Source organism: Campylobacter sp. RKI_CA19_01121, from assembly GCF_025771295.1.
In the GTDB taxonomy this organism is placed as follows: domain Bacteria; phylum Campylobacterota; class Campylobacteria; order Campylobacterales; family Campylobacteraceae; genus Campylobacter_D.
On record NZ_JAKMQA010000005.1, the window covers coordinates 113,502 to 129,102 of the forward strand.

Annotated in this window: 13 protein-coding genes; 12 read left to right on the plus strand and 1 reads right to left on the minus strand. The window is 29.0% G+C overall.

Going from position 1 to position 15,601, the window contains the following annotated elements; all coding sequences use genetic code 11:
- Positions 1–109: 109 nt before the first annotated feature.
- Genes L8T90_RS03850 through L8T90_RS03870 form a run of 5 tightly spaced genes read left to right on the plus strand, consistent with a single transcriptional unit; the run spans position 110 to position 6,176 of the window.
- Positions 110–2,191: a DUF4910 domain-containing protein gene (locus tag L8T90_RS03850; RefSeq protein WP_263736770.1), complete on the plus strand. Its 2,082-nt coding sequence runs from the start codon at positions 110–112 to the stop codon at positions 2,189–2,191.
- Positions 2,192–2,195: 4 nt separating this feature from the next.
- The gene (locus L8T90_RS03855) at positions 2,196–3,230 is read left to right on the plus strand and encodes a hypothetical protein (RefSeq protein ID WP_263736771.1); all 1,035 of its coding nucleotides are present in this window, start codon (positions 2,196–2,198) and stop codon (positions 3,228–3,230) included.
- A 40-nt stretch (positions 3,231–3,270) separates the two neighbouring features.
- Positions 3,271–3,501: a hypothetical protein gene (locus tag L8T90_RS03860; RefSeq protein WP_257937924.1), complete on the plus strand. Its 231-nt coding sequence runs from the start codon at positions 3,271–3,273 to the stop codon at positions 3,499–3,501.
- Entirely contained in the window at positions 3,491–5,014 is a 1,524-nt protein-coding gene (locus L8T90_RS03865) for an AMP-binding protein (protein WP_263736772.1), read from the plus strand. Before L8T90_RS03860 ends, L8T90_RS03865 begins: the two co-directional genes overlap by 11 nt.
- Positions 5,004–6,176, plus strand: a complete 1,173-nt coding sequence (locus tag L8T90_RS03870; protein ID WP_263736773.1) for a diaminopimelate decarboxylase family protein — start codon at positions 5,004–5,006, stop codon at positions 6,174–6,176. Before L8T90_RS03865 ends, L8T90_RS03870 begins: the two co-directional genes overlap by 11 nt.
- Here the strand turns inward: L8T90_RS03870 and L8T90_RS03875 are convergent.
- Positions 6,173–6,970, minus strand: coding sequence for a ferritin-like domain-containing protein (locus L8T90_RS03875; protein ID WP_263736774.1), 798 nt, complete (start codon positions 6,968–6,970; stop codon positions 6,173–6,175). The genes L8T90_RS03870 and L8T90_RS03875 overlap by 4 nt on opposite strands.
- An 81-nt stretch (positions 6,971–7,051) precedes the next feature.
- Between L8T90_RS03875 and L8T90_RS03880 the strand changes: the two genes are divergently transcribed.
- The 7 genes from L8T90_RS03880 to L8T90_RS03910 are packed head-to-tail and all read left to right on the plus strand — an operon-like array spanning position 7,052 to position 15,573.
- Positions 7,052–7,828: an ABC transporter permease gene (locus L8T90_RS03880; protein WP_263736775.1), complete on the plus strand. Its 777-nt coding sequence runs from the start codon at positions 7,052–7,054 to the stop codon at positions 7,826–7,828.
- Positions 7,825–8,496 carry an ABC transporter ATP-binding protein gene (locus tag L8T90_RS03885; RefSeq protein WP_263736776.1) on the plus strand — a complete coding sequence of 224 codons (672 nt, stop codon included), beginning with the start codon at positions 7,825–7,827 and terminating at the stop codon, positions 8,494–8,496. Before L8T90_RS03880 ends, L8T90_RS03885 begins: the two co-directional genes overlap by 4 nt.
- Positions 8,486–9,601, plus strand: a complete 1,116-nt coding sequence (locus tag L8T90_RS03890) for a capsule biosynthesis protein (RefSeq protein ID WP_263736777.1) — start codon at positions 8,486–8,488, stop codon at positions 9,599–9,601. The genes L8T90_RS03885 and L8T90_RS03890 overlap by 11 nt, the downstream gene beginning before the upstream one ends.
- Positions 9,601–11,259, plus strand: a complete 1,659-nt coding sequence (locus L8T90_RS03895) for a polysaccharide biosynthesis/export family protein (RefSeq protein WP_263736778.1) — start codon at positions 9,601–9,603, stop codon at positions 11,257–11,259. The genes L8T90_RS03890 and L8T90_RS03895 overlap by 1 nt, the downstream gene beginning before the upstream one ends.
- Before the next feature lie 8 nt (positions 11,260–11,267).
- Positions 11,268–12,224: a KpsF/GutQ family sugar-phosphate isomerase gene (locus L8T90_RS03900; RefSeq protein WP_412174997.1), complete on the plus strand. Its 957-nt coding sequence runs from the start codon at positions 11,268–11,270 to the stop codon at positions 12,222–12,224.
- Positions 12,221–14,410 carry a glycosyltransferase gene (locus tag L8T90_RS03905; RefSeq protein WP_263736779.1) on the plus strand — a complete coding sequence of 730 codons (2,190 nt, stop codon included), beginning with the start codon at positions 12,221–12,223 and terminating at the stop codon, positions 14,408–14,410. The genes L8T90_RS03900 and L8T90_RS03905 overlap by 4 nt, the downstream gene beginning before the upstream one ends.
- Complete coding sequence (locus tag L8T90_RS03910; RefSeq protein ID WP_263736780.1) at positions 14,407–15,573, plus strand: nucleotide sugar dehydrogenase; 1,167 nt, start codon at positions 14,407–14,409, stop codon at positions 15,571–15,573. Before L8T90_RS03905 ends, L8T90_RS03910 begins: the two co-directional genes overlap by 4 nt.
- Positions 15,574–15,601: the final 28 nt, after the last annotated feature.

Consider the following 15,601-nt stretch of genomic DNA (forward strand, 5'->3'; position numbering starts at 1 on the left):
TTTTATCTATGCATAATATCAGAATAATATTTTAAGTTTTTATAGATATAATTCTTTTTTAGTTAGAAAACGCTTATATTTTTAATGTTTTAAGCTAGATTGAGGGGGGGTGTATACTAAATCTGATTTTATAAATGCTATACGTAGTGTAGATATTAATGCCGGTGATTTAGTTATGGTTCATTGCGGGCTTGATCGTTTAGGTATGATTATGGAAGGTGTGAAAAGTTCAGATGAACTTTCTGCTTCTATTATGGATTCCTTAATGGAAATTATAGCAGATGGAACATTAGTTGTCCCTACATTTACATATTCATTTGGCAATAATGAAATTTTTGATCCAAAAACCACTCCTTGTCCTACTATGGGGCAATTTAGCGAATATTTTTGGAAACAAAAAAGGGCATATCGTAGTTTAGATCCATTTTTATCGGTGGCTGCCAAAGGTTCTCAGGCTGAATCTATTACTAAAATTTATGCTAATACTTCATTTGGTGAAAATTCATTTTTTGATCGTTTTACTCGTCTGGGTGGTAAGATTTTGTGTATAGGTGTGGAGTTGCGATGGGCAACTATCTTGCATTCTTATGAGGAAGAATTTAAAGTTCCGCATAGATATAAAAAATTTTTTACAGGCAATATTAAAGATGAAGATTGCATTCGAAAGATATCTTGGGTATACAATGTACGCCCACTTTGCTCTAATGCTTATCCTACTTTTAAAAGAATGATGGAAAAATGTATAGAAGCTGGATTAGTTAAATCTGCACCGCTTGGAAAAGGATTTGTAAGCTCTATTAAAGCTCAAACTTATAAAGAATTTGCATTTAAACAATTTAGTAAAGATCCATGGATAACCGCTGTAGGTCCAGAATGTGATTTGATTGAAAAAGAAAAAGAGCGAACCGGCTTTCAATATTTTAATACTATATTAAATGATACAAGTATTTCAAGTTTGGTTAAAAATCTTTATAATCTCCCAAGAGATATAGTTAGTGATGGTTATGATGCTGCTCTTTATGCGTTAAAATCGTTATATACTAATATGAAAATTTACAAATTTGCAAGCGGATATAAAGCTTTTGATTGGATAGTTCCTGAAAGATGGATATGTAAAGAAGCATATCTTTGCAAAATGAATGGTGAATTGGTGTTTTCCACTGATCAAAATCCCTTGCATGTTATGCGTTATTCTTTACCATTTGATGGTGAAGTTACTTATGAAGAATTACTTAAACATTTACATATGCCAAATTTAAAAAACAGCACCGATGATGAAATACTTTGCATCAATAAGCCTTATGAAAGAACTTGGGGGTTATGTTGTACAAAAAAACAAATGCAATGTTTAAAAGAATCAAGATATAAAGTAAAAATAGATAGTTTATTTTCCTATGGAGAATTAAAAGTTGGCGAGTTAGAAATTCAAGGCCAGAGTGATGAATGTATTTTATTGTGTGCAAATCTATCAAGTCCTTATCAATTTAACAATGGTTTAAGCGGTGTGATTGCTGGTTTAAAAATAATAGAAGCTCTGAGTAAGAAAAAAACATATTATTCATATAAATTAGTAATTACTCCTGAGGATGTTGGATTTGATTGTTATTTTAGCCGTATTGATAAAAATAAAGAAAAAATTCACTTACTTGTGCTTTTAGATAATCTGGCTAGTAAAAATCCATTAAGTATAACTACATCACATAAGATTAATCTGAGTTTAAGTTCTATTATTGAGTATATATCTATTAAAAATGACACATCTGTATATGATTTTCAAACCTTTGCAAGTGACAGTTATATGTTTAATGAGTTTAAAACTCGCATGATTTATTTTTGTAGAAAATTAAATTTCAATAATGAAAAAATATTATGTGCAAATCATGCTAGTAGTTTTGATAATTTAGAAAATGCAAATTTATTAAACCTTGAAAAATCAATAGAGCTTGTCTTGGAATTATTGTTTTTTTATGAAAATGACTTAAAAATTAAAAAACTTTTTTCTGGAAATTTATTTGCAGAAAATATTGATAGAATGGATTATAATAAAGATAAATTATTTTTTAATGCTTTTAATTGTAAAGATAATGAGTTGTTAAGTCAAATTGCCAAAAAGAATAAATGTGATTTAAAAGAACTCATACGAATTGCTAAACTTTTAGAAACTGCGCATTTGGTTGAATTAAAGAGGTGATAATTTGGAAACAAAATATATTAGTGAATGTGAAATTAAAAAAAGATTAGATATAAGTAAATGTGTACATTCCATAGAAAATATGTATAAAGTTATGAGCACTGGAGCTTACACTATGGGTGGTTCAAATGCTAATTCACATGGCATGAGAATTAGCTTTGCACGAGATGATAGACAAAAAAATACATACATTGCAATGCCTGGATGGCTTGGTGGTGAATATAATTTAGCAGGTCTTAAATGGCACGGACCAAATTTACGTGGTGCAGTAGAGGGAACTACGACATATACACTTATTCTAAATGAGCCTAATACAGGTTTTCCTTTAGCTATTTTACCTGCTAATGATATTACTACTTACCGAACTGCTGCGTTAAGTTTATATGCTGCAAAGTTACTTAAAAAAGATGTTTATGAACTAGGACTCATAGGTGCTGGTCGCATACATACTGCTTTTATTCAAGGAATATTGCAAATTTACCCAAATATAAAAAAGATCAAAGTTAAAGGAAAGAGTGAGTTAGGAGTTGCTAAGTTAATCTCAGAATTTAAAAATAATACTAACATAGAGTTTTTGGCGGTTGATAGTATTGAAGAAGCGGTTAAAAATAGTGATATTATTAGCATAAATCCTGGTTTTGATTTTGATACTTTAGCTGATATGCCTATTATTCGCTCCAGATGGCTTAAAGAAAATTCACTTACAATTTGTCTTAGTTTTGTGAAATTTAGTGATGATTTTTTAATTAATGAAGCTATTAAAATAGCGGATAATTATGCAATGTATGAAAGTTATTTAGAAGAATTTGGATATCCGGTTTATCCTAAATTTTCTAGCTTGGGTAGTAGATTTATAGATTTAGTCAAAGAAAAGCGCTGCGCTAAAGATGAGATAATTGATATATTTGATATCTTAGCTGGTCGAAAAAAGGAATTATTGCAGACTAATAAACCTATGGTTTTTTCAAGCGGTGGAATGATTTGTGAGGATATTGCTGTTGCATATGATTTGCTAAAATGCGATATGGTTAGAAAGTGATAATTTTATTTTAAAAGTTAATTATATTTAGGAGAACATGATGAATGATATTTTGGAAATTTTACAAAGCATTAAGCCTGGAATAAACTTTGAAGAAAATCAAAATTTAGTTAGTGATGGGATTATTAGTAGTTTTGATATATTGCAAATTATAATGGAGTTAGAGGCTAAATTTGACATAGAAATCAAACCTCAATACATTGAATCTTCAAATTTTAATTCAATATCTGCAATAATGGCAATGGTAGAGCATATTAAGAATGATAAATAATGTAGTTTGGTATTTAGAAAATTCTGCAAAATTATATCCTGAGAAAATAGCTTTTTTTACTCAAAATGATAGTATAAATTATGCTGATCTTTTGGATAAATCTAAGCGTATCGCGAGTTTTTTGCTTCATCACAAAACTAAAGCAAATTCTATTGTAGCTATTTATATGAATAAAAATATTGATTGTATTGCTATGATATTTGGTTGTGCAATGGCAAGGGTTGCTTATGCTTTTATAGATATTGACCATTCTAAAAATCGTATAGAAAAAATGCTTGAAATTATTGAACCTAAATTTATTTTTACTAATACTACACTTTTTGATGATATTTCAAAGATTACAAATAGAGAAATTGTTGATATTGCTAAGGTATTAAATTATGAAATCCAAAATGATGTTTTGGAAAAAATACAAAGTCAGTATGAGCCATATGATATTCTTGATATAATTTTTACTAGTGGAAGCACAGGTTTACCAAAAGCCGTGGTTAAAACTCATTCTAATGTACTTTATTTCATCCCTGTGTTTGTTAATGAATTTAAATTTTCAAGCGATGATATATTTGCAAATCAAGCTCCGCTTGATTTTGATGTAAGTATTAAAGATATCTATAGCGCAGTATATCTTGGAGCTAGTGTTTTTTTAATAGATAAATATCTTTTTACATCTCCTGTGAAATTAGTAGAATTGTTAATGCAATATAAAATAAGTATATTAATTTGGGCTGTAAGTGCTTTAACATTGCTTTCATCATTTAGAGTTTTTAAGTATTGCACTCCCATAGGTATTAAAAAAGTTCTTTTTAGTGGCGAAGTTATGCCATTAAATCAGCTAGATATATGGCAAAAAAACCTACCCAAAACTGAATTTGTAAATTTGTATGGACCAAGTGAAATTACTTGTAATTGTGCTTTTTATAAAATAAAAAATGATTATTGTTTGAAATATAAAAAACTTCCTATAGGTAATGCTTTTAGAGGACAAAAAGTTTTTTTATTAGCTTTTGATAACGATGGCAAGCCATATGAAGTAAAGAAAAAAGATGAAATAGGTGAAATTTGTGTTAGCGGGCCAAATGTTGCACTTGGATATTATAAAGACTTTAAACGCACCAATGAAGCCTTTATACAAAATCCTTTAAATTTAAAATATTATGAGAGAACTTATAAAACCGGTGATATGGGAAAATACAACGAACAAGGAGAATTAGTATTTCAAGGACGTAATGACTTTCAAATTAAACATTTGGGACGCCGGATAGAACTTGGAGATATAGAGATTGCGACTATGGGTATAAAAGGTATTGAACTAGCCTGTGCTATTTATGAGTGTGATAAAATATATTTATTTTATAGTGGGATGCTTAGTGTTGATGATTTGATACAATATCTTAAAAATCAATTAATCTCATATATGCTTCCATCGGTATTTTTTAAACTAGAAAATTTACCACTGAATAAAAATGGAAAAATTGATAGAGCTAAATTAAGGGAAATGATATATGAAAAATGAAGAATTGTTAAATATTGCTAAAAAACATAGCACTCCAAGTTTTTTATTTGATATTCAAGCTCTTTTAAGTCGTATTAAAGCTATGAAAGATATTTTAGATAATAAATATGAACTATGCTTTGCAATGAAGGCAAATCCATTTTTGACTACTTATATATCAAAAAATATTGAGAAAATAGAAGTTTGTTCTCCAGGAGAATTACAAATTTGTATAACATTAAATATTCCAGCATCGCAAATTATATATTCTGGTGTTGTAAAAGGATATGATGATGTAGTGCTTGCATTAGAATATGGTGTAAAATCTTTTACCACAGAATCTTTAAATCAACTAGAACTCATAAATAAATGTACTCTAGATCTTGATAGTAAAATTTGTATATTGTTAAGACTTTCGACTGGATCGCAATTTGGTATGGGTAAAAAGGATATTATAAAAGCCATAAATATGCTACATAAATATCAAAATATTAAGTTTAGTGGTTTGCATTATTATGCTGGTACACAACGTAAAAAAATAGATTTGCAATTAAAAGATCTAAATTTGTTATTAGATTTAAAAAATGAAATTACAAGTATTATAAAAATGGATGAGTTTATCATTGAGTATGGTCCAGGACTTAATGTGAGCATGTTTGAAGATGATGATTTTAGTGATACTTTAAAACCACTAAGTATTTTAAAAACCAAACTTGATGAATTAAATCTTGATAGAGTTAAAATGCGTATTGAGCTAGGTAGGTTTATGGTTCAATATTGCGGATACTACTTAGCTAGTATTTTGGATGTAAAAAATACAGGAGAATGTGATTATTGTTTGCTTGATGGCGGGATAAATCATGTTAATTATTATGGTTCTATTATGGGAATGAAAATTCCTATTATGCGTCATATATCAATAAATAGTAATGCTTATAAACAAGAAAAGGATTATTGTATATGCGGGGCTCTTTGTACAAGTGGAGATATGCTAGTTAGAAGAAAACAGCTTGATAATCCTCAAATAGGCGATTTGATTGTTTTTGAAAATATTGGCGCTTATAGTGTTACAGAGGGTATATATTTGTTTTTAAGTCGCGCATTGCCAAAAGTTTTGTTGCTTGATAACAAAAATATACTAGTAGCTAGAGATTTTAAAGAAATTTTTGAATTAAATTTTTAATTTTTATTATAAAAATTATCTAGTTCTTGAAGTTCGCTTTCATTAAATCCTGCTTGAATTCTAGCTGTTTTGTTATATACTTTTCCTAAAAGATTAAATTCTTTATATTCAGTGCAAAGATCAAGATAACTATCATTTTCATTTTTTGCATAATTCCACCAAAAATCCCCTTTATTTACATGTTTAATCTCATCATTTAATATAATGGTAAAAATTTCACTAAATAAACTTTTTATAGGATGATTAGTTGTGTTTAATTTTTCTAAGACAAAAGGATTAGCATCAAGTCCTTTTGCTTCAAGTCCTCTATGCACTATGCCCATTCTATGAGCAAGATTATCTTTGGTTAAGAATAAGGCCTTTTCAAGATTATCATGTGCATGGAAATCTCCATATTTAAAACCAAGTTCATTTAAAGTTTTTTCTAAAAGTAAAAAATGCTTAATTTCCTCATCAGCTACTTCAAGCCAATCTTGATAAAATTTCAATGGCAAGTTTTTAAATCTATAACTAGCATCTAAGGCTAAATTTATAGCACTATATTCTATATGTGCAACTGAATGTAAGATTTTGGCTAAAGATAAAGTGCTATTTGCTTCTTTTGGACGCCTTATTTTCATGGGATGAAGGATTTTAACTTGTGAGTTTTCACAAATGATCGCTTCATGGGAATGATTAAAATCATACAAATTAGATTTGAAATTTTCATAAAATTCATTAAATAATTCAATCTTTTTAAAAATATCTTTATGATATAAAATTTTTTCTAATTCTTCAAAGAAATTTCTTTTCATTTTTAAACCTTGTTAAATATTATATAAGATAAAAAAGTATAATATAAAAATTTTGAAAATTTAAAAAGGTTTGCTAAAAATATGTTTAATGTCATACATGCTCTTTTTTTTAGAGAGCTAAAGACAAGATTTGGTATTAATAAATATTTGGGCTATTTTTGGGTGATCGGTGAGCCTATGATGGTGGTTTTGGTAATTACTTCCATTATAGCAGCTATTAGAGAATTTCATCATCAAATCATGCCTGAAGGTGTTTCTATCTTTTTGTTTTTAGCAGTAGGGATTATACCTTTTTTTATGTTTAGAAGTATCATTAATCAGCTTTTGCACGGTATTGGGGCTAATTTAGCTCTTTTTGCTTATAAACCTATTCGTCCCATACATGTTTTTGTTGCAAGAGCACTGCTTGAGTTTTGTATTTATTTTACTATTTTTATTTGTGTAATGTTTTTAGCAGGTTGGTTTTTGCATATGCAAGTCATACCTAAGCATTTTCTAGAAGTGATGTTTTCGTTTTTTTTGCTTGTGGTATTTGGTTTTGCTATGGGAATGTGTTTTGCTATAGCAGGACATTTTGCAGAGCCTTTAAAAATGGCATTAAATTATTTAAATATAGTTTTATACTGGACAGCTTTGGTGGTATTTCCTATATGGATAGTTCCAAAACCTATTTTAGATATTTTATATTATAATCCGCTTTTGCATATCATGGAACTTTTAAAATATAATTTTTTTCAAAATTATCCATTGCTTGATGATTATAATTATTATTACCCTATTGCATGTTTGAGTGTGATTTTGTTTTTGGGATTGTTTTTTTATTATTTTACTAGAGAAAAGTTGATAGCGGTGCGATGATAAAATTAGTTAATTTAACCAAATCTTTTCCTTTACGCAATGGTGAAAGACATTATGTTTTTAAAAATTTAAGTTTTGAGTTTCCTGAAAATTGTAGTATAGGTTTAATGGGACGCAATGGTGCTGGAAAATCAACCTTAATGAAACTTTTAAGTGGTTCTTTGCTTCCAGATAGAGGTAAGATTATCACTAATAAAAAATTATCTTGGCCTTTGGGTTTGGCAGGTGCGTTTCAACATAGACTTTCAGCAAGGGATAACGCACGCTTTGTGGCTAGAGTATATGGTTATAAAGGAAAGGCCTTAGAAGAAAAGATTAAATTTGTGGAAGATTTTGCTGAGCTTGGTAAATTTTTTGATGAGCCTATGAATACTTACTCAGCAGGTATGAGTGCTAGGATATCTTTTGGTTTAAGCATGGCATTTGATTTTGATTATTATTTGATTGATGAAGCAGGTGCTGTGGGAGATCCTAAATTTAGAGAAAAAAGCTCTAGAATCTATAAAGAAAAATTAAGTAGGTCAAAAGTTATCATGGTTTCACATAATGTAGCTGAAATTAAACAATGGTGTGATAAAATTATATTTATGCAAGATGGACAAGCTACTATATATGATGATGTAGATGAGGGTATAGCGGTGTATCAAGGAAAAATAAATGCAAAATGATTTATTAAAAAAGTTTAAAAATTTAAAGATACTTAATTCTTTTAAAATAGTATTGATTTTAACAGCATTTGTTGTATTTTATTATGTTTTTATAGCAGCAAATCGCTATGTGAGTGAAAGTGTTTTAAGTGTGAAATCAACCACAGGAGATAGTGGCGCTATCACAGGCATTGCCGCACTTTTAACTAATAATTCTTTTTCAAGCGAAGATATAACTTTTTTAAAATCATATATTCATTCTTTGGATATGTTAAATATCTTAGAAGAAAAAATTCAAATTCGTGAGTTGTATCAAAAACAAAAACTTGATTTTTTTTACAGTATTTCTTCATCAGCTGACCAAGAGGATTTTTTAAAGTATTATCAAAACCGTGTTAAGATTATTCAAGAAAACTCAGCCAATGGGCTTTTGCGTGTAGAAGTTGAAGGTTTTGACCCACAAAGCGCACATTTAATAGCTTCAACTATAGTTAAAGAAAGTGAAAAATTTATTAATGAAATTTCACACAAAGCCGCAAGAGATCAAATGCAATTTGCTGAAGAAGAACTTTTGCAGTTTAAAAAAAGATATCAAAAGGCTAAAGATGAGCTTTTAGCTTTTCAAAACAAATATGGAGTATTTGATCCGCTCAAACAAGCAGAAGGCACTCTAAAACTCATAGCCGAACTTGAATCAAAAATAGCAGCCAAAGAAGCTGAGCTTTTGATGATGCAAAGTTATATAAATGATAATGCACCGCAAATTGTCACTATAAAAAGTGAAATCACAGCTTTAAAAAAACAACTTCAAAAAGAAAAATCTAAAGTTTCATCCCCAAAATCCTCTCAAAAACTTAACGATCTTGCAGCTAAATTTCAAGATCTAACCATAGAGGCAGGTTTTGCAGAAAGCGCTTATACAGCTGCATTAAAAGCTTATGAGAGTGCCAGGATAGAAGCTTTAAGAAAGATAAAACAAGTGGTTATAGTGCAAAGTCCAAGTTTGCCTCAAAGTGCTAAATATCCAGAAGCTTTGTATAATATACTCACGGCTTTTATGATTTTATCTTTGATTTATGGAATTGTTAAATTTATTAAAATGATTATAGAGGAGCATAGATACTAATGAAAAAGATATTTTTACTTTTACTTTTACCTTTGTTTTTATTTTCAGCAGTAGATGTTTCTCAAATTGCAAAAATTCAAAATCAACCATTGGCTCCATCTTTAGAGCCACAAATTATAAATTACGATAGCAACCAAAGTGATTTTAACCAAACTCAAGTTCCGATAACTAAAGTATTTGGTGCACATTTATTTAATGGTAATTTTACTAAATTTACTCAACATGTTTACAATCCTGATTATAAATTAGCAGTAGGTGATAGGATTAATGTAAAAATTTGGGGTGCGGTAGAGTTTATACAAACCTTAACAGTAGACTCTCAAGGAAATATTTTTATACCAAAAGTAGGTGCGATTAATCTTTTGGGTGTGAAAAATAGTGCTTTGGTGCAAGTCATTACAAAAGCTATTAATAAAATCTATAAAAGCAATGTCTATGTATATGCGGATATGGATATTTATCAAAATGTATCGGTATTTGTTACAGGAAATGTAAATCAACCAGGCCTTTATCAAGGACTAAGTTCAGATTCTATCATACAGTATTTAGATAAAGCTAGTGGTATTAATTTAGAATATGGTAGTTTTAGAGATATCCAAATTTTAAGAGATAATAAAGTCATTAAAAAGATAGATTTATATGATTTTTTACTTAAAGGTCAACTTGATCTTTTTCCTTTTAGAATGGGTGATGTGATCTTAGTGGGTAGTGTGCAAAAGTATGTTTTTGTAGAAGGAGATGTGCAAAAACCTTTTAGATTTGAGCTCAGTAATGATATTTTAAATTTAGAAGATATAGCCAAAGTTGCAGGAGCTAAGCCTATAGTAACTAATGCTGTGGTAAAAAGTTATAGAGATGATCATAAATTACATGTAGATGCTTACAGCAAAAAGCAGTTTTTAGGCGTGAAATTATGCAATGGTGATGAGATAGAATTTAGACCTGATTATACTGCGCAAAATATTAGCATTAGTATAGAAGGTGAACATAGTGGTTTGCACTCGGTGGTGATAAAAAAAGGCACAACTTTAGCTGAACTTGCTAAAATGATTACAGTTAATGATCAATCAAACATCAATGCCTTGCAAGTTTTTAGAAAAAGTGTAGCAGCTACTCAAAAACAACTTATAGAAGCCCAGCTTAAAGAGCTTGAAACATTAGCTCTAACAAGTTCTTCAGTTAATGCTGAGCAAGCTAGCATTAGAGCTACTCAAGCTAAGACGATTTTAGAATTTATTGCACGTGCAAAACAAGCCCAACCAAAAGGACAAATCGTTATAGACAATGTCAAAGCGTATAATTCTATAGTATTAGAAGAAGGTGATGTAGTAAATGTACCTAGTAAAAATAATCTTGTTTTGGTTCAAGGTGAAGTTTCTATACCAGGTGCATTTGTGTATATGGATAAAGAAAAACTAAGATATTATATCAACCTAGCAGGTGGCTTTAGCGATAGGGCTGATATATCAAGAGTTTTGGTAATCAATGCTAATGGTAAAGCAACTAAATACAGTGGTAGAAGTTCAGCAGATATAAAAGCGGGAGATTCTATTTTAGTTTTACCAAAAGTAGATAGTCAAAATCTCCAAATTTTTAGCATGCTAACACAAATTTTATACCAAATAGCTATTGCAACTAATGTAGTGTTAAATATATAGGAATTTAGATGAGCCAAATAGATGCGATTAAAATAGCCAAAGAAGTTTTTGAGATAGAATCAAAAACGATTTTAGATTTATGTGATAACTTAGATGAAGATTTTAATAAAGCCATTGAGCTGATTTTATCTATCAAAGGTAGATGTGTAGTAAGTGGCATGGGTAAGTCAGGCCATATAGGAGCTAAGATAGCTGCAACCTTAGCTAGTACAGGTGCCCCGAGCTTTTTTATGCATCCGGGCGAAGCATTGCATGGAGATCTTGGTATGCTCACAAGTGAGGATGTGCTTTTAGCTATTTCAAATTCAGGAGAAACTGAAGAGGTTTTAAAACTCATACCAGTGATTAAAAAAAGAAAAATTCCTTTAATTGTTATGGCAGGAAATCAAAACTCTACTTTGGCCAAACAAGCAGATATTTTTATAAACATAGCAGTAAAAAAAGAAGCTTGCCCGCTTCAATTAGCTCCAACTTCTTCTACCACGGCTACTTTAGCCATGGGCGATGCTATAGCAGTAGCTTTGATGAGAGCAAGGAATTTTAGACCTGATGATTTTGCTTTGTTTCATCCAGGAGGAAGCTTAGGTAGAAAGCTTCTAACTAGAGTAGGTGATTTGATGGTGTCAAATAATCTACCTATAGTAAGCCCTGAGAGCGAGTTTAATGAGTTAGTTGATGTGATGACTAGTGGTAAATTAGGACTTTGTATAGTACTTGAGAATGAAAAGCTAGTTGGGATCATCACAGATGGTGATTTAAGAAGGGCTTTAAGGGCAAACGATAAGCCAAGATTTGATTTTAAAGCTAAAGAAATCATGAGCGATAGTCCAAAAGCCATAGAAGCAAGTGCTATGGCAAGTGAGGCAGAAGAGCTTATGCTAAAACACAAAATCAAAGAAATAGTTGTCACTCAAGATGAAAAAATAGTCGGTATTATACAACTTTATGCGATAGGAAATGTGTGAAACTTTCTATTATTATACCTTTTGGCTTAAGTAAAGAAAGAATTTACATCAAAGATCGTGTTATTCAAAAAGTATGTGAGTTTAAAAGCGATGATAGAGCTGAATATATTTTTGTTGAGGGGTATTCTTCTTTAGAAAATGATTTAAAGCATATCATCGAAGAAAATGGACATATTTACCTTAAAGATGAAAGCCAAAAAGATTTTTTCTCACAAGGCAAATGTCGTAACTTTGGTGCATCTTTTGCAAATTCAGATGTAGTGATGTTTTTAGATGTGGATTGTTATTTTTCTACAAGAACTCTTGAGTTAATTTTACAGCTTATAGATATAAAAAATATTTCGCAAAATATTAATGAGTTTTTAGTGCTTCCTGTTATTTATCTTAGTAAGGAAGGCAGTGAGTTTATTTACACGCAAGAAAAAGATTTATGGGATAGTTTAATTAAAAATGATTTAATCAGTGGAAAAAGAGAGTGGATTAAGTATTTTTCTTTAAGCTCTAGTTCTTTAGTTTTAAATAAACATAAATTTCTATCTTTAGGTGGAAATAATGAAGCATTTATAGGTCATAGTTATGAAGATCATGATTTTTACGCAAGATTGTTATTTGAAACAACTTCTTTTGAAAAAATGCCAAAAAAGTTGTGTTATGATGAGGGAAGTTGGAATATAAAAGAATTTAAAGGCTTTAGAACTTGGTTTTCTTTGCTTGGTTATGAGGCGAGTTTTCATGGTGTTTATATGTATCATTTTTATCATGATGAGCCAAATCAAAATAACTACATGGGGAATAGATTTCAAAATCATAGAAAATTTTATAATAATTTAAAAAATTTAAAAGATTATAGTATACCACCACTTCAAGATAAGATAGCGATAAATAAAAATATTTTATTGCTATGTAATAATGATAAATTGATACTTAATTCAATAAAAGATGTGAATGTTTATCTTGGTAAAATACAAAGCAAAAGTGAAAATTTTTTCTTCAATGAAAATAAATTTAATAGCAATAAATTTTTAAATTTTATCCAAGAAAATCATATTGAATGTGTATTATTCCCAAACCCATATAGTAACGAAAAGAGATTAATTATTTATGAATTTGTAAAAAACAATGATCTTAAGTTTATTTGTTATGATAGGGGAGCTTTGCCTGATAGTTGGTTTTTTGACACCAAAGGATTTAATTATGATTCTTCTACTTATAAAGAAGAAAATTGGAATAAAAAATTAACTATAAATGAAATTAATGAATGTAAAGAGTATATAAATAAAGTCCTAAATGAGGATAATTTTTTAGAAAAACAGGGAAAAAGAAATCCTGAAAAATTAAAAATCAAATTAAACATAAAAGATAAAAAAATAGTTTTTGTTCCTTTGCAGGTTGAAAACGATACGGTGGTAAAATATTTTACTTATACACCTTTTGAGTATAGTAACTTTTTAGAGATTATCAATGAAGTGGCAAAACAACTAAAACATAGTCATGTTTTTTTAATTAAAAAACACCCTTTAACTTGTAAAATTGATAAAATGAGTTATGATTCACTAATTTTTACAGAAGATGATACAAATATTATTGATTTACTTGATATGTGTGATGTGGTATTGACTTTAAATTCTGGCGTGGGGGTTTATGCTATGATGATGAATAAACCTTGTGTTAATTGTGCACTTGCTTTTTATGTTATTAATGGAGTTAATTATCAAGCGTTAAATAAAGATGAGCTATTAAAGTATTTAAAAAGTGATTTAAGTGTTGATTACGAAAAAGTTATAAGGTTTATATTTTATCTTAAAAACAATGTATATAGTTTTGGAAAATCTAAGTATAAAGTAGTTCAAAAAAATAACAGAATTTATTCTAAAGTATATGAAACGAAATATTATTGTATTAATATAGATTTAAAGAATTATTTAAATGTTAAAAATATAAATAAAATTCATTATAGTCTAAAGTCCTTAATTTATAAACCATATATTAACGAAATTGATCATACAGGTATCATGATAAAAGTATTTAATCTGATTTTTCCAGATTTTATAAAATTAAGAATTATGCATACAAGATTTTATAAGCTTTTTAGAAAGTTAGTGTATAATCCAAAGCAATTTTTTAATGATGGAAAGATTATTGCAATTGTTAAGGTAATATGGAAACATATAAAAGGGAGAAAATGAAAATTTGCGTTGTTGGGATTGGCTATGTTGGTTTGGCAAATGCATTAATGTTATGTAAAAACCATGAGGTTGTTCTGTTGGATATTGATGCTACTAAAGTTGATAAGATTAATCAAAAGCAATCTCCTATAAAAGATCAAATGATTGAAGAATATATTGCAGATAGTAGTAATATGGTTTACGCTACATTAGATAAAGAGTATGCCTACAAAGGGTGTGATTATATCATTATTGCAACACCTACAAATTACAATGAAAATACACAATATTTTGATACAAAAAGTATTGAAAAAGTTATGGAGGATATTGTAAAATTTAACAAAAATACTATAGTTGTTATCAAAAGTACAATTCCTATAGGCTACACAAAACATTTAAAAACAAGTTTTTCAGTTAAGGATATCATATTTTGCCCTGAATTTTTAAGAGAAGGTAGCGCTTTATATGATAATTTATATCCAAGCAGAATTATCATTGGCAGTAAAGAAAGATACGCAAGCAAAATTGCAGAAATTTTTGCTAGTTCCGTGTTGAAAAAAGATGTTCCTGTGCTATTTATGAATTCAGAAGAGGCTGAAAGTGTTAAACTTTTTTCAAATACATATCTTGCAATGAGAGTTGGATTTTTTAATGAACTTGATATGTTTGCACAAAAAAACAATTTAAATACAGAAGATATTATATCAGGTGTTTGTGCTGATCCTAGAATAGGAAAATACTATAATAATCCAAGTTTTGGTTACGGGGGTTATTGTCTTCCTAAGGACAGTAAGCAGTTATTAGCAAATTTTAAAGAGACTCCTAATGCTTTGATTCAAGCTATAGTAAAAACAAATGAGTTAAGAAAAGAGTTTATTATACAGCAAATTTTATCTAAAAAAATAGATACCGTAGGATTTTATCGCTTGATTATGAAGCACGAATCAGATAATTTTAGAAATTCGGTAATGTTGGATTTGATAAATGAAATACAAAAATATAAAAAAATTTTTATATATGAGCCTTTGATAAGTGATGTTTGCTATAATGGTTATATGGTTGAGAACAATTTTAATAACTTTGTTAATAAATCTGAATTAATTGTTGCTAATAGAATGGATAAACAGCTTTTGTCTTATAAAGATAAAATTTATACAAGTGACATATATACAAGTGACATATAGATAAGGTTTAAAAATGCAAACTAAAACC

Bases quoted from the DNA above. Each gene is read 5' to 3' on its own strand.
- L8T90_RS03910 (WP_263736780.1), top strand. From the start codon at position 14,407: ATGAAAATTTGCGTTGTTGGGATTGGCTATGTTGGTTTGGCAAATGCA.
- L8T90_RS03900 (WP_412174997.1), top strand. From the start codon at position 11,268: ATGAGCCAAATAGATGCGATTAAAATAGCCAAAGAAGTTTTTGAGATA.
- L8T90_RS03870 (WP_263736773.1), top strand. From the start codon at position 5,004: ATGAAAAATGAAGAATTGTTAAATATTGCTAAAAAACATAGCACTCCA.
- L8T90_RS03875 (WP_263736774.1), bottom strand. From the start codon at position 6,970: ATGAAAAGAAATTTCTTTGAAGAATTAGAAAAAATTTTATATCATAAA.
- L8T90_RS03860 (WP_257937924.1), top strand. From the start codon at position 3,271: ATGAATGATATTTTGGAAATTTTACAAAGCATTAAGCCTGGAATAAAC.
- L8T90_RS03865 (WP_263736772.1), top strand. From the start codon at position 3,491: ATGATAAATAATGTAGTTTGGTATTTAGAAAATTCTGCAAAATTATAT.
- L8T90_RS03885 (WP_263736776.1), top strand. From the start codon at position 7,825: ATGATAAAATTAGTTAATTTAACCAAATCTTTTCCTTTACGCAATGGT.
- L8T90_RS03880 (WP_263736775.1), top strand. From the start codon at position 7,052: ATGTTTAATGTCATACATGCTCTTTTTTTTAGAGAGCTAAAGACAAGA.
- L8T90_RS03895 (WP_263736778.1), top strand. From the start codon at position 9,601: ATGAAAAAGATATTTTTACTTTTACTTTTACCTTTGTTTTTATTTTCA.
- L8T90_RS03890 (WP_263736777.1), top strand. From the start codon at position 8,486: ATGCAAAATGATTTATTAAAAAAGTTTAAAAATTTAAAGATACTTAAT.